General features: G+C 57.6%; 11 protein-coding genes. 6 read left to right on the forward strand and 5 right to left on the reverse strand.

Annotated elements, in window-relative coordinates; all coding sequences use genetic code 11:
* The first annotated feature begins 282 nt into the window (after nt 1-282).
* The 3 genes from GG681_RS16355 (at nt 283) to GG681_RS16365 (ending at nt 4,719) form a co-directional block, all read left to right on the forward strand.
* Nucleotides 283-1,884 (forward strand): GMC family oxidoreductase, encoded by a 1,602-nt coding sequence (locus GG681_RS16355; RefSeq protein WP_153549116.1) that lies wholly within the window; start codon nt 283-285, stop codon nt 1,882-1,884.
* 69 nt (nt 1,885-1,953) lie between these two features.
* The gene (locus GG681_RS16360; RefSeq protein WP_153549117.1) at nt 1,954-3,438 is read left to right on the forward strand and encodes an amidase; all 1,485 of its coding nucleotides are present in this window, start codon (nt 1,954-1,956) and stop codon (nt 3,436-3,438) included.
* Between the two features lie 60 nt (nt 3,439-3,498).
* A complete protein-coding gene (locus tag GG681_RS16365) occupies nt 3,499-4,719 on the forward strand; it encodes an NAD(P)/FAD-dependent oxidoreductase (RefSeq protein WP_153549118.1) in 1,221 nt (406 codons plus the stop codon).
* A gap of 27 nt (nt 4,720-4,746) precedes the next feature.
* Here GG681_RS16365 and GG681_RS16370 read toward each other — a convergent pair whose 3' ends face one another.
* On the reverse strand, nt 4,747-5,517 hold the full coding sequence (locus GG681_RS16370) for a GntR family transcriptional regulator (RefSeq protein WP_153549119.1): 771 nt from the start codon (nt 5,515-5,517) through the stop codon (nt 4,747-4,749).
* Between the two features lie 167 nt (nt 5,518-5,684).
* On the opposite strand from GG681_RS16370, the gene GG681_RS16375 reads away from it, so the two are divergent.
* Both GG681_RS16375 and GG681_RS16380 read left to right on the forward strand, forming a co-directional pair.
* A complete protein-coding gene (locus tag GG681_RS16375) occupies nt 5,685-6,431 on the forward strand; it encodes an SDR family oxidoreductase (RefSeq protein ID WP_153549120.1) in 747 nt (248 codons plus the stop codon).
* Between the two features lie 13 nt (nt 6,432-6,444).
* Entirely contained in the window at nt 6,445-7,287 is an 843-nt protein-coding gene (locus GG681_RS16380) for a fumarylacetoacetate hydrolase family protein (protein WP_153549121.1), read from the forward strand.
* 145 nt (nt 7,288-7,432) lie between these two features.
* On the opposite strand, the gene GG681_RS16385 is transcribed toward GG681_RS16380, so the two are convergent.
* The 4 genes from GG681_RS16385 to GG681_RS16400 are packed head-to-tail and all read right to left on the reverse strand — an operon-like array spanning nt 7,433 to nt 11,306.
* A complete protein-coding gene (locus GG681_RS16385; protein WP_153549122.1) occupies nt 7,433-8,440 on the reverse strand; it encodes a zinc-binding alcohol dehydrogenase family protein in 1,008 nt (335 codons plus the stop codon).
* On the reverse strand, nt 8,440-9,228 hold the full coding sequence (locus tag GG681_RS16390) for an ATP-binding cassette domain-containing protein (protein WP_153549123.1): 789 nt from the start codon (nt 9,226-9,228) through the stop codon (nt 8,440-8,442). The genes GG681_RS16385 and GG681_RS16390 overlap by 1 nt, the downstream gene beginning before the upstream one ends.
* 60 nt (nt 9,229-9,288) lie before the next feature.
* Entirely contained in the window at nt 9,289-10,230 is a 942-nt protein-coding gene (locus tag GG681_RS16395; protein WP_153549124.1) for an ABC transporter substrate-binding protein, read from the reverse strand.
* A 53-nt stretch (nt 10,231-10,283) separates the two neighbouring features.
* Complete coding sequence (locus GG681_RS16400; RefSeq protein WP_153549125.1) at nt 10,284-11,306, reverse strand: ABC transporter permease; 1,023 nt, start codon at nt 11,304-11,306, stop codon at nt 10,284-10,286.
* Nucleotides 11,307-11,479: 173 nt separating this feature from the next.
* Here GG681_RS16400 and GG681_RS16405 point away from each other — a divergent pair, with 173 nt between their 5' ends.
* Complete coding sequence (locus GG681_RS16405) at nt 11,480-12,382, forward strand: GntR family transcriptional regulator (protein ID WP_153549126.1); 903 nt, start codon at nt 11,480-11,482, stop codon at nt 12,380-12,382.
* Nucleotides 12,383-12,384: the final 2 nt, after the last annotated feature.

Here is a 12,384-nt window from a genome sequence, read left to right on the forward strand (position 1 = left end):
CCTGCCAAAGGTTATCGACCAGTCCCTATCATACCTCAAAACCCTTGGAATCGCAGGTATCACAGGCCCGGGGGCCGAAGAATGGGCAGCGTTTAGGGCTTGCGTCGCATGAGATCAAGAAAAATTGTATCTGTGATGTCGCACTGTTAGCGCTGCAGACGTATGAGCGAAAATACACACCTCATGTGCAAAGTCGTGACTATTTCCCCCAAAGCCCCGCCGCCATGCTGATTGCATCCCAAAGGGCAAGGCATTCCGCGCCATAGGGGCAGGGAGGATCACATGAACGATATTGGCACATATGATTATGTGATTGTGGGCGCAGGCAGCGCGGGTTGTGTACTGGCCAACCGGTTGAGCGAAGATCCAAATGTGCGGGTACTGTTGCTTGAGGCGGGGGGCAAGGACAACTATCACTGGATCCATATTCCGGTGGGCTACCTATATTGTATCGGCAATCCACGCACCGACTGGGGGTTTAAGACCGCCCCGTGCAAGGGGCTGAACGGGCGCGCGCTGCTGTACCCGCGGGGGCGGGTTCTTGGCGGCTGTTCGTCGATCAACGGGATGCTGTATCTGCGTGGGCAGGCCACGGATTATGACGGCTGGCGGCAGATGGGGCTTGATGGTTGGGGCTGGGAGGATGTGCTGCCCTATTTCATCAAATCCGAAGACTATTACGCAGGCCGTGATGAAACCCACGGTAGTGGCGGCGAATGGAAAGTGGCAAAGCAACGCCTGAACTGGGAGGTGCTTGATGCGTGGAAAGCTGCCGCCGTGGCTGCAGGACTGCCAGAAAGCGATGATTTCAACCGGGGCGACAATCACGGTGTTGGCTATTTCAAGGTCAACCAGCACAAAGGCTGGCGCTGGAGCACCGCACGCGGGTTTCTTAGCCCGGCCAAATCACGGCCCAATCTGGATGTATTGACCCATGCGCAGGCGGAACAGATCCTGTTTGAAGGCAAGCGCGCCACAGGGGTGCGGTTTGATCTGAAAGGGGTGACGACCACGGTGCGCGCCCGCCATGAAGTGATTTTATCATCAGGTGCAATTGGATCACCGCAGCTGTTGCAGCTTTCGGGTGTTGGTCCCGGTGCGTTGCTGCAGCGTCACGGTATCGAGGTGGTGCTTGATCACCCCGAAGTGGGGGGCAACCTGCAGGACCATCTGCAGATCCGCTGTGCTTATCGGGTAACGGGGGCAAAGACGCTCAACACGATGGCCAACAGCCTGTGGGGAAAGGCCAAAATTGGCCTTGAGTATCTGTTGAAACGGTCCGGGCCAATGTCGATGGCCCCGAGCCAGCTGGGGGCGTTTGCCTATTCAAGCCCCGATGTGGCGAGCCCGGACCTTGAATATCATGTGCAGCCCGTGACGCTTGAAGCTTTTGGCCAGGCCCCGCATGATTTCCCGGCGATCACCGCCTCTGTCTGCCATCTGCGCCCCGAAAGCCGTGGTCATGTGGAAATCACCTCACGCGATCCCAAAGCTGCGCCTGAAATCCAGCCAAACTACCTGTCCACCGAAGGGGACCGGCGCGTGGCGGCGCGCGCGATTGCGCTGACGCGCAACATCATGGCGCAACAGCCAATGGCGCGCTACCAGCCAGAAGAGTTTAAACCCGGCCCGCAGTATCAGACCGAGGCGGAACTGATCCAAGGCGCGGGCGAGATTGGTTCAACCATTTTCCATCCGGTTGGCACGGCGCGTATGGGCGCTGATGACGGCGCGGTGGTGGATAAAGAGCTGCGGGTCAAAGGTCTGCGAGGCCTGCGGGTGGTGGATGCTTCGGTGATGCCGCGAATTGTGTCGGGCAATACCAACTCCCCCACAATTATGATTGCAGAAAAGGCCGCGGATATGATCCGCGCCGCGAGGTAAACGCCGCTGAGCACTTGCAACTTTGCTGCAATCTGGCAAGGCTTTCACCAATGATTTGAAAGGCCTGCCATGACCGATCCTGCGGATCTCAGCGCTGTTGAAGCGCGTTCACTGATTGCAACAAAAGCGCTGTCGCCGGTGGAGCTGGTAGAGGCCTGTATCAAGCGGCGCGACCAGCTTGATCATGCGGTAAATGCGATTGTTGCCCGCGATGATACAGCTTTGCAGGAATTCGCCCGCGCCGCTGAGGCTGCGGTGATGCGGGCAGAGCCGCTTGGCGCGCTGCATGGTCTGCCCTTTGCGGTGAAGGATATGAATGATGCAGGCGGGTTGCCAACAACCTTTGGATCGCTCGCCTACAAAGACAACATTCCCAGTGCGGATGATTCATTGGTGAAAAACCTGCGTGCTGCAGGTGGGCTGGTTTTTGGCAAAACCAACGTTCCCGAATGGAGCGCGGGCGGCAACACCCGCAATCTGCTGCATGGGGCCAGCGCCAACCCCTATGACACCAGTCGCAGCTGCGCAGGATCATCCGGGGGGTCGGCCATTGCGCTGGCCTGCGGCTATGCGCCTTTGGCGACCGGATCAGATACTGGTGGGTCGCTGCGCAATCCAGCTGCCTATTGTGGCGTAGTGGGTTTTCGCCCCAGTCCCGGTGTGGTGCCTGATCCCCGGCGGGCAACCGCGCTGATCCCTTTGGCAACCGATGGGCCGATGGGACGCACGGTGGCGGATTGTGCGCTTTTGCTGTCGGCCATGGCCACGCCCGATGCGCGTGATCCGTTCACCACCACCATTGATGGCCGGACCTTGTGGGACGGATTTGATCAGCTCGCGCCGGTTGATCTGAAAAAACTGCGTTTTGCCGCTACGCCAGATTTTGGCATCGCCCCCACCGAACAGCTGATCCGCCGCCAGTTTGACCGTGTCACTGATCAGCTTGCGCCCGACCTTGGCGGTTTGGATGCGGCCAGCCCGCGCTGTGAGGGGCTAGATCAGGTGTTTGCGGTGTTGCGGGGGTTGCAATTTCTGGGGCCGTTGGCCGACCTTTATGACAGATCGCCCGATCTGGTGGGGCCGAATGTCGCCACAAATATCCACGAGGCACGCGGTTTCAGCGCCCAGGATGTCACCCGCGCCCTGATGGAGCAGGGCAGGCTGTATCGCAACTGGCAACGCTTCTTTGAGCGCTATGATTATATTCTATCCCCGGCTGTCACGCTAAGCCCGCGCCCCTGGCGTGAGCTCTATCCCAGTGAAATCGATGGTGTGGCCTGCCAGAGCTATTATCACTGGCTGGCGCTGGCCTATGCGGTCACGGTGGTGGGGCATCCGGCCATTACCATACCCTGCGGGCTGGATGAAAACGGCATGCCGTTTGGTTTGCAGATTGTGGGCCGTCGTCACGATGATCTTGGGGTATTAAAAGTCGCGCAGATGTTGGAGCAGCGGATCAAAGACAGCGATCTGAGAGTTCCTCCGCCGAAGCTTCAGCAGCTTGCCGCGCAAGCGCCGCTTTCTGCGTCTGAGGGTTTCTTGACCTTTGACTAAGCCCGCATAGACTGCGCGCACATTGGCACTTGGTGCTGTGCTACCTCTGAAGGACAAAAAATGGCTGATATTGTAGTGCTGGGTGCTGGCATGGCAGGTGTGGGCGCGGCTTTGGCGTTGCAGGCGCGGGGCCATGCGGTGCGTCTGGTGGATCAGCACGCCCCCGGAGAAGAGACCAGTTTTGGCAATGCCGGGATCATTCAGGCCGAGGCCTGCGTGCCCTATGAGTTTCCCCGCGCGCCGCTGACGCTGTTGAAATATGCGCTGGGGCTTAGCAATGATCTGGTGATCGACTATCACAAGCTGCCCGCGATGCTGAAACCGCTGTGGCAGTATTTCAACCTGTCCTCCGCCAAAAGCCACGCGGCCATTACCAAAACCTACGCCCAGCTGATCGCGCGGGGCGTCGAAGCCCATGCGCCCCTGATCGAAGCAGCAGACGCCGGGGATCTGATCCGAACCAACGGGTTTGGTGAGATTTATCAAACCAACAAAGGCTTTGACGCAGCTGCCAAACAGGCCGAGATCTGGGCGCAGGATTATGATCTCATGATGGAGCTGTGGCCCGGCGACACATTGCACAAACATGAGGCCAAACTGCGCACAACCCCCGCAGGCACGGTGTTCTGGGGCGACAGCTGGAGCTGCCGCAATCCCGGTGCTCTGGCCAAAGCCTATGGTGCATTGTTTGAAGCGCGCGGCGGTACGCTGATGCAGATGAAATTGCGCAGCGCCCAGCCCACCGCCACCGGCTGGCAGGTGCAATCCTCAACCGGTCGTCTTGAAACGCAACATCTGGTGGTGGCACTTGGCCCCTGGTCGCCTGCTTTCCTGCAGCCGCTGGGCTATGACATTCCGATGGTGATGAAACGCGGCTATCACAGCCATTACCACTGTTCGACGCCGCCGGAGCGCGGCTATTTTCTGGCCGATGACGGTGTGGTGGTGTCAGATATGGATCAGGGGGTGCGCATCACCACTGGTGCCCATCTGACCAGCCAGGGTGCGCCCGAAAACCTGCGCCAGCTCCACCGTGGGCGCGCGGCGGCGGGAGAGATCTTTGACCTTGGCACCGAGATCGAAAACAGCCGCTGGCAGGGCACCCGCCCCTGTTTGCCCCAGATGGTGCCGCTGGTGGGCGCTGCCCCCAAACATCGCGGTCTCTGGTTCCATTTTGGTCATGGGCATCAGGGGTTTACCCTTGGGCCGGCAACCGGCGAAATACTCGCACGGGTAATGGACGGTGACACAGACAGGCTGAGTGACGCGCTTGCACCTTGATGCGCCATAATCAGGATTATGGTAAGTTCAGTCGCTGATCAGGCTTTGTGGATCAATATCAACAATGAAATAATTGGGATATGTTTCGAGCGTTTTGAGCGTGTCGTGTTTCAGCTGTTGCAGGTGTTTGTCCATCTCGGCCGCTGCGCGCCGCACATCTGAGGCTTCGATGGCATCGGTGATGGCGGCGTGTTCGTGCACCACCTGTTCCATCCGGCCTGCGGCAGGCAAGGACAGGTGGCGAAAACGGTCCATTGGGGTTTTGATCTGCTGGATCAGCGTCCAAAGACCGGGAAAACCTGCAACTTCGGCTAGCTGCGCGTGAAAGGCGCTGTCGGTGTGATCAAAAGCCTCTTGGGTGTCTGACAGCGCAGCTTCCCGGCCTTCTTCAACAATTGCGCGCAGGCGCAGGATCTGCGCCGGGCTGGCGCGCTGTGCGGCGCGCGCTGCCACATCACGTTCCAATGCGCGCCGCGCCAGCAGCGCTTCGGGCAGCACAGAAAGCGGGATGCGGGCCACAAAAGTGCCGGATTTGGGCACCACTTCAACCAGCATTTCTTTTGCGAGGCGCAACACTGCTTCGCGCACCGGTGTGCGGGAGGCCTGAAACTGCGCGGCGATCTCGCGCTCCAGAACCGGGGTGCCGGGCGGCAATGTCAGATGGGTGATGTCGTGGTGCAGCTGCGCATAGATCTGATCCGCCAGGGTTTTGCGCCCGGCAGTGTCAAAATACCCGCTCCCACTGGGCGGTGTATTGGCCGCGCGACGACGGCCCGGCGTGTGTGGTGGCGCTGACATCCTTGCCCTCTTTTGCGCTTCTGCTGGCTGTTTCACCTAGGCCTAGTGAGTTTGCGGCATTGCGACAACTTGATTAACTGGTATACAAGATATATTAGTTAGGCAAAAGAAAACAACCAATACGCTGGGCGTGCGTCAGGACGCCCGCACAACAGGGAGAGATACCAATGGGCTGCGACATCTCGCTTGAGGGTAAAACAGCGCTGGTCACCGCCGCAGGACAGGGGATTGGACGCGCCAGCGCCGAAGCCTTTGCCCGCGCGGGCGCTCAGGTTTTTGCCACCGACATCAATGATGCCACGCTAAAAGAGCTTGAGCGCGTTGAAGGCATCACGCCGCTGCGCCTTGATGTGATGGATGCTGACAATATCAAATCTGTTTTGACACAGACCGGCGCGCTCGATGTCTTGTTCAATTGCGCGGGGTTTGTTCATGCCGGCAGCATTCTTGACTGTCCCGAGGAAGACTGGGATTTTGCCTTCAATCTTAATGCCAAGGCGCAGTATCGCCTGTGCAAGGCGGCGCTGCCGGGCATGCTGGCCAAGAGCGGCGGCTCAATTATCAATATGTCGTCGGTGGCTTCCTCGATCAAAGCAGTGCCAAACCGGTTTGCCTATTGCGCCTCAAAGGCAGCGGTGATTGGGCTGACCAAAGCCATCGCCGCCGATTTCATCACCCAGGGCATTCGCTGCAACGCAATCTGCCCCGGCACCGTCGACAGCCCGTCATTGCATGAGCGGCTGCGCGCCACCGGTGATTATGAACAAGCGATGCAGGATTTTATTGCCCGCCAGCCGATGGGGCGGGTGGGCGACGCAGAAGAAGTTGCCATGCTGGCGCTTTATCTGGCGTCCGATCTGAGCGGCTTTACCACGGGCCAAACCCATACAATCGACGGCGGCTGGGCCGCCTGAACAGGAGACAGGAATGAAACTATTGCGTTATGGCCCCAAAGGTCAGGAAAAGCCGGGCATTGTTGATGCTGATGGTACGGTGCGTGACCTTTCGGCCCATGTGGCTGATATTGCAGGCGTTACCCTAAGCGATGCAGAGCTTGCCCGTATCGCCGCATTGGATCTGAGCACCCTGCCCGCGGTCACCGTTGATCGCTATGGCCCCTGTGTGGCTGGTGTTGGGAAATTCATCTGCATCGGGCTCAACTATTCAGATCATGCTGCCGAAAGCGGCCTGGCCGTGCCCTCGGAGCCGGTGATTTTTGCCAAGGCCACCAGCGCGATCTGCGGTGCCAATGACGACATTGAAATTCCCCGCGGCTCTAGCGCCACAGATTGGGAAGTGGAACTGGGCGTGGTGATCGGCAAAGAGGCCAAATACGTCGAAGAAGCCAACGCACTGGATTATGTTGCGGGCTATTGTGTGATCAACGATCTTTCTGAGCGGGATTTCCAGATCAAACACGAAGGCCAATGGACCAAAGGCAAATCCGCTGACACCTTTGGCCCGATTGGCCCCTGGCTGGTCACCCGTGACGAGGTGCCGGATCCGCAGGCGCTGGGGATGTATCTGGATGTAAACGGCAGCCGGATGCAGGATGGCAGCACCGAAACCATGGTCTATAGCGTGGCCCATGTGGTGGCGTATCTGTCACGGTTCATGTCGCTGCAGCCCGGTGATGTTATTTCAACCGGCACCCCTCCCGGTGTGGGCATGGGGATCAAACCGGAACCGGTCTATTTGAAAGCTGGCGATAAGATGGAGCTGGGCATTTCCGGTCTTGGTGTCCAGAAACAAAGCGTTGTGCAGGGTTGATCCTGCTTGGCACCGGGCCGTGTGCCCGGTGCCGAATATCTAGTGCCTGATTGCCGGGTGCCTGAACCCGCGAATGGGCCCCGCACAAAGGCAAAACCCGATCCTAGGGACCGGGCAATGCACTGCTCGTTATTCAATGAGGGGATCAGGGTGTAACAACAGCTTTGATCAGGGCTTCGCGGTCTTCCACCAGGGCCATGAAACGATCCGGCAGATCGGCCAGTTTCACCACTTCGGAACACAGCGCATCAGTGTTGATGTCGCCCGCACGAATGGCGTCCATCACCATGTCGAAATCCGCTTTCAGCGCGTTACGGCTGCCGATGATGCGGGCTTCACGCTTGTGGAATTCAGAATCGGTGAAGGTGATATCACCTTTGACCACACTGATCAGAACATAGCTGCTGCCATGGGCGAGATAGTTGAAACCCGCTTCGATGGCTTTGCCGTTGCCGGTTGCATCAAAGATGATGTCAAACCCATCTGACAGCTCACCGCTGAGAATATCCTGATCAGGGGTGTGCAGGTTTTCAAAGCCAAACTTGTCACGCGCCTGATTGAGCCGGGTCTGGCTCATATCCAGAAGATGCACATCGCCGCCTGCCAGTCGGGCAAACAAAGCCGCGCCCAGACCAATCGGGCCGGCACCAGTGACCAACACCCGGTCGCCTTTTTGAATGCCAGAACGGTTCACCGCGTGGGCACCAATGGCGAGAAATTCCACCATTGCGGCCTGAATTTCGCTCAGCCCTTCGGCCACATAAAGGTTGCTGCGCGGCACTGCGATGCGCGCGCACATGCCGCCATCGCGGTGCACGCCCAGAACTTCGATCTCTTCACAGCAGTTGGGCTTGCCTTTGCGGATGGCGCGGCAATCTCCAAAGGCAATATATGGGTTGATCACCACCAAAGTGCCCGCAGGCAGATCCGGCGCATCGGTGACGGTACGGCCCGAAAGCTCGTGCCCGATCACCCGCGGATATTCGAGAAACGGATGTTTACCTTCAAAAATATGATAGTCGGTGCCGCAGATACCTACGGCCGTAATATCCACCAGTACCCAGCCGTCAGGGGCGGTTGTGGGCAATGGGGTCTCGCGCAATTCAAAGTGATTGGGGGCAACAACCGTGCCGCTTATCTGTTGTTCTGTCATTAAGCTGTTTCCAGATTGCGGGGCACCCAGTTGTCGGGCAGATCCCCTTTGATAATCAGGCTCAGCACATCGTCCTTGCTGACCTCTTCGATCTGATGCGAGCCAACATTGCGGCCCTTGTTCATCACCATGATCCGATCGCAGAGTTCAAAGACGTCGTGCATGTCATGGCTGACGAGGAAAATACCGATACCCTGGGCCTTTAGCTTGCGAATAAGATCCGCCACCATCGCGGTTTCTGACGGGCCAAGCGCGGCTGTTGGCTCATCCATGATCAGGATTTTCACGTCGAAATAGATGGCGCGGGCGATGGCAATAACCTGACGCTGCCCGCCCGACAGGCTTGAGACCGGATCGGTCAAATTGGTAAAATTGGGGTTGAGCGTGTGCAGGACCTTGCGCGCTTCTTCCAGCATCCGCTTGTCATCGAGATTGCCGAATTTTGTGCGCAGCTCGCGGCCAAGAAACAGGTTTGAAGGCGCGTCCAGATGATCCGCCAGAGCCAACGTCTGGTAGATGGTTTCAATCCCCTGATCCCGTGCATCATGGGGGGATGTGATTTCAACATCATTGCCACGGACCCGGATCTGGCCGTCGGTTGGCATCATTGCGCCAGACAGAATGCGCATGAGGCAGGATTTACCCGCGCCATTGTGACCCAAAACGCCAACCACTTCGCCAGCGTGAAGATCCGCAGACACGCCATTCACGGCCCGCACCCCGCCAAAGTGTTTTTTGATATTGATCAGCTCGACCAAAGGGGTCTGCTCAGGGGCTGGTGACGACATTGGCTACTCCGTGATATTTGGAGCGGGTCGACCGGAACATAGGCCGACCCGCTGAGAGATTTAGTAGAGAACGTTCTGGGCTTCGGGGGCGTCGATATTGCCCTTGGTCACCAGCACAACACCGGTGTCGATGTAGTCAGCCACCTTGTTGCCAGCGAGAATGTCCATCACAGCTTTCACGCCCATTTCACCCATCTGGAACGAGCCCTGTACGGCGGTACCTTCCAGCGTGCCATTGCGCACGAAGTCTTGCAGATCGCCATTGCCATCAAAGCCAAATGCGGTGACCTGGCCTGCTTTGCCCGCCTGTTCCAGCGCGCGGCCCATGCCAATTGCAGTTGGTTCATTGGCACCAAAGATGCCCACCAGATCGCTGTTTGCAGCCAGGATATCGGTGGTCTGGTTCAGAGCGGTTGCCATTTGCGACTGCGAATAGAACGGACCAACAACCTCGAGGCTGGATTTGGCGTTCAGCTCTTCAACAAAGCAGCCAACGCGGCCCACTTCGGAACCCACACCCGCCACATAAGACATCACAGCAATTTTGCCGTCGGTGCCGACTTTTTCGATCATGCTGTTGGCAATCATCTTGCCGGCCGCGCAGTTGTCGGTGGACAGGAAGGTCTGGAACGTGCCGGCCGCGTCTTCGGACAGGCCGCTGTCGATCACCACAACGGGGATGCCGTTTTCAAAGGCGCGTTTTACCACTGGGGTCAGCGCATCCGGATCAGACGGGGCCAGAACAATACCAGCAACACCGCGGTTGATCGCGTTTTCCACCAGGTTCACCTGATCGGCAATCGCGCTTTCAGAGGCTGGGCCGTTGAAAGAGAAGCTGTGCTCAGACACACCTTCCATCGCAGCAGAAGCACCTTTGTTTACGTTCTGCCAGAAGTTTGAGTTGGTGGTTTTCACGATGACCGCGATTTCACCTGCCATGCTGGCTGCAGGCAATAGGGCTAGGGTGCTTGCGGCAAGTGCCGCTTTCAAAGTCAGTTTCATGGTTTCCTCCCTTAAAAAACTGATATGACTTGTAAAAACTGAAGTGACTTGAGTTACTTCCGGTTGCGCAGCTGGTCGATATAAACCGCCAGGATGACGACAAACCCGATGATGATCTGTTGGATAAAGGCAGATACCCCTGCCATGTTGAGCCCGTTGCGCAGCACACCAATGATGAATGCGCCCAGCATTGTGCCCGAGATATTGCCCACGCCGCCCATCAAGGACGCCCCACCAATCACCGCTGCGGCAATCGCATCCAGCTCATACATGACGCCTTCGTTGGGCTGGGCTGTAACCAGTCGCGACATCAGCACGACACCTGCGAGGCCTGCCAGCGCACCAGACAGTGCATAGGCGGTGATCTTGGTGCGGTCGACTTCAACACCTGCAAGGCGCGCTGCTTCTTCGTTGGAGCCAGTGGCATAGATGTGACGACCCAGACGGCGGCGGCGCAGCAGGTAGCCCCCGGCCAGTGCCACAACTACCAACAGGATCGCCGGATAGGGGATGCCGGGAAACACCACCCGTGGGAACCCGTTTGCCCCCTGCTCCACAATCCGAAACAGCGCACCATTGCCCAAGACACCAAAGGCTTCGCCCAGACGGGAAATTGGCGCCGCACCGGTCAGCTGAAGCGCAACACCACGGGCAATAAGCATCATGCCCAGGGTTGCCACAAAGGGTGTGATTTTCATCTTGGTGATAACAAAGCCGTTGAACAGGCCACATACCGCACCAATCAGTACCCCGATCAGCATGGCGGGCACCACCGGCATCCCGGCTTTCACCAACATGCCCGTAACAGTGCCAGACAATGCCAACACCGAACCAACGCTAAGGTCGATACCACCGGTGATGATCACCAGTGTCATGCCAATGCCCAACAGCCCGATGACCGAGGTTTGCAGCAGAACGGTCAAACCGTTATTGACGGAGAGAAAGGCCTGATTTCCAAAGGCAAACACTATGATCAGGATCATAAGCGTGAGAAACGCTGATAGTTTATGGAACATCTCGGCTGAGAGGTTCAGCTGTTTTCCCTTTGCTCTGACGGCGGCGAGTGAAAGGTTCATTCCTGGCTCCGGTTGCGTGCGCTGGGGACATCGTTGTCCGACTGGCATTTCTGTATTTAATTATTTAAATCATTTCACCAGAGGATTCACAAACTGTCAAATGTTTTTTATAATTGACTACAATTATTGAGATGATTAGCAATATTAATACCTTAGATGGGAGCAAATAGCGAATGGCGCGTACAGACGACCGGTTTCGAGAGGCTTTCAACAACCTCCTAGAGGTCTGCAAATCCCTAAAAACGGGTGATGCACTGCCATCCGAGACCAGCTTAGCAACCACTTTGGACGTGAGCAGAACGGTTGTTCGCTCTGCGCTGACACGTCTTGATAGCGAAGGCATCATAAGCTGGGAAGGCCGTCGAAAGACCCTGCTGCGCCCGCCCGAAACAAACGACTGGCTGGCGACGCGGGAGGAAACCCTGTCGCCCGAAGAGCTTGAACAGCGATTCCTCGACTGGATTTTGCGCTTTGACGTGCCCCCCGGCACCCCGCTCAACGTGACAGAACTGGCCCGCACCTGGAACGTGCAGCCGCATGCGTTGCAGGAATTTTTAGCCTCGCTCAGCCGGTTTGGTCTGGTACAGCGGCGCAAACGCGGCGGCTGGGAGCTGTTGGGTTTCACCACCAACTACGCGGTTGAGCTGTCGGATTTCCGCAAGATGCTTGAGCTCAACGCCATCTGCGAACTTCTGACCCTGCCGGATGATGCCCCGATCTGGGCGAAACTGGCCGAATTGAAACAAGACCACCTGGAGCTGCAAGAACAGCTCAGCACCCGTTTTCATGATTTCTCATTGCTGGACGAGCGCTTTCACAACGCGCTGGGAAGCGTGGTCAAAAACCGCTTTACGGCGGAATTTCAACGGGTGATTTCGTTGATTTTCCACTACCACTATCAGTGGGACAAAAAGGACGAGCGGTGCCGCAATGCTGCGGCGATCGTTGAGCACCTGCGCCTGATTGATGCGCTTTTGGACCGCGATGAGGACAAAGCCCTCGCCGCAGCCCGTGATCATTTAAACACTTCGAAACAGACGCTGCTGGCCTCGCTCAGCATTCACGATCTGGCCTAGCG

The sequence above is a fragment of the Tritonibacter aquimaris genome (assembly GCF_009617595.1).
In the GTDB taxonomy this organism is placed as follows: domain Bacteria; phylum Pseudomonadota; class Alphaproteobacteria; order Rhodobacterales; family Rhodobacteraceae; genus Epibacterium; species Epibacterium aquimaris.

What these genes read in the sequence shown, in the direction of transcription:
- GG681_RS16355 (WP_153549116.1), top strand. Translation starts at nt 283, where the DNA reads ATGAACGATATTGGCACATATGATTATGTGATTGTGGGCGCAGGCAGC.
- GG681_RS16360 (WP_153549117.1), top strand. Translation starts at nt 1,954, where the DNA reads ATGACCGATCCTGCGGATCTCAGCGCTGTTGAAGCGCGTTCACTGATT.
- GG681_RS16365 (WP_153549118.1), top strand. Translation starts at nt 3,499, where the DNA reads ATGGCTGATATTGTAGTGCTGGGTGCTGGCATGGCAGGTGTGGGCGCG.
- GG681_RS16370 (WP_153549119.1), bottom strand. Translation starts at nt 5,517, where the DNA reads ATGTCAGCGCCACCACACACGCCGGGCCGTCGTCGCGCGGCCAATACA.
- GG681_RS16375 (WP_153549120.1), top strand. Translation starts at nt 5,685, where the DNA reads ATGGGCTGCGACATCTCGCTTGAGGGTAAAACAGCGCTGGTCACCGCC.
- GG681_RS16380 (WP_153549121.1), top strand. Translation starts at nt 6,445, where the DNA reads ATGAAACTATTGCGTTATGGCCCCAAAGGTCAGGAAAAGCCGGGCATT.
- GG681_RS16385 (WP_153549122.1), bottom strand. Translation starts at nt 8,440, where the DNA reads ATGACAGAACAACAGATAAGCGGCACGGTTGTTGCCCCCAATCACTTT.
- GG681_RS16390 (WP_153549123.1), bottom strand. Translation starts at nt 9,228, where the DNA reads ATGTCGTCACCAGCCCCTGAGCAGACCCCTTTGGTCGAGCTGATCAAT.
- GG681_RS16395 (WP_153549124.1), bottom strand. Translation starts at nt 10,230, where the DNA reads ATGAAACTGACTTTGAAAGCGGCACTTGCCGCAAGCACCCTAGCCCTA.
- GG681_RS16400 (WP_153549125.1), bottom strand. Translation starts at nt 11,306, where the DNA reads ATGAACCTTTCACTCGCCGCCGTCAGAGCAAAGGGAAAACAGCTGAAC.
- GG681_RS16405 (WP_153549126.1), top strand. Translation starts at nt 11,480, where the DNA reads ATGGCGCGTACAGACGACCGGTTTCGAGAGGCTTTCAACAACCTCCTA.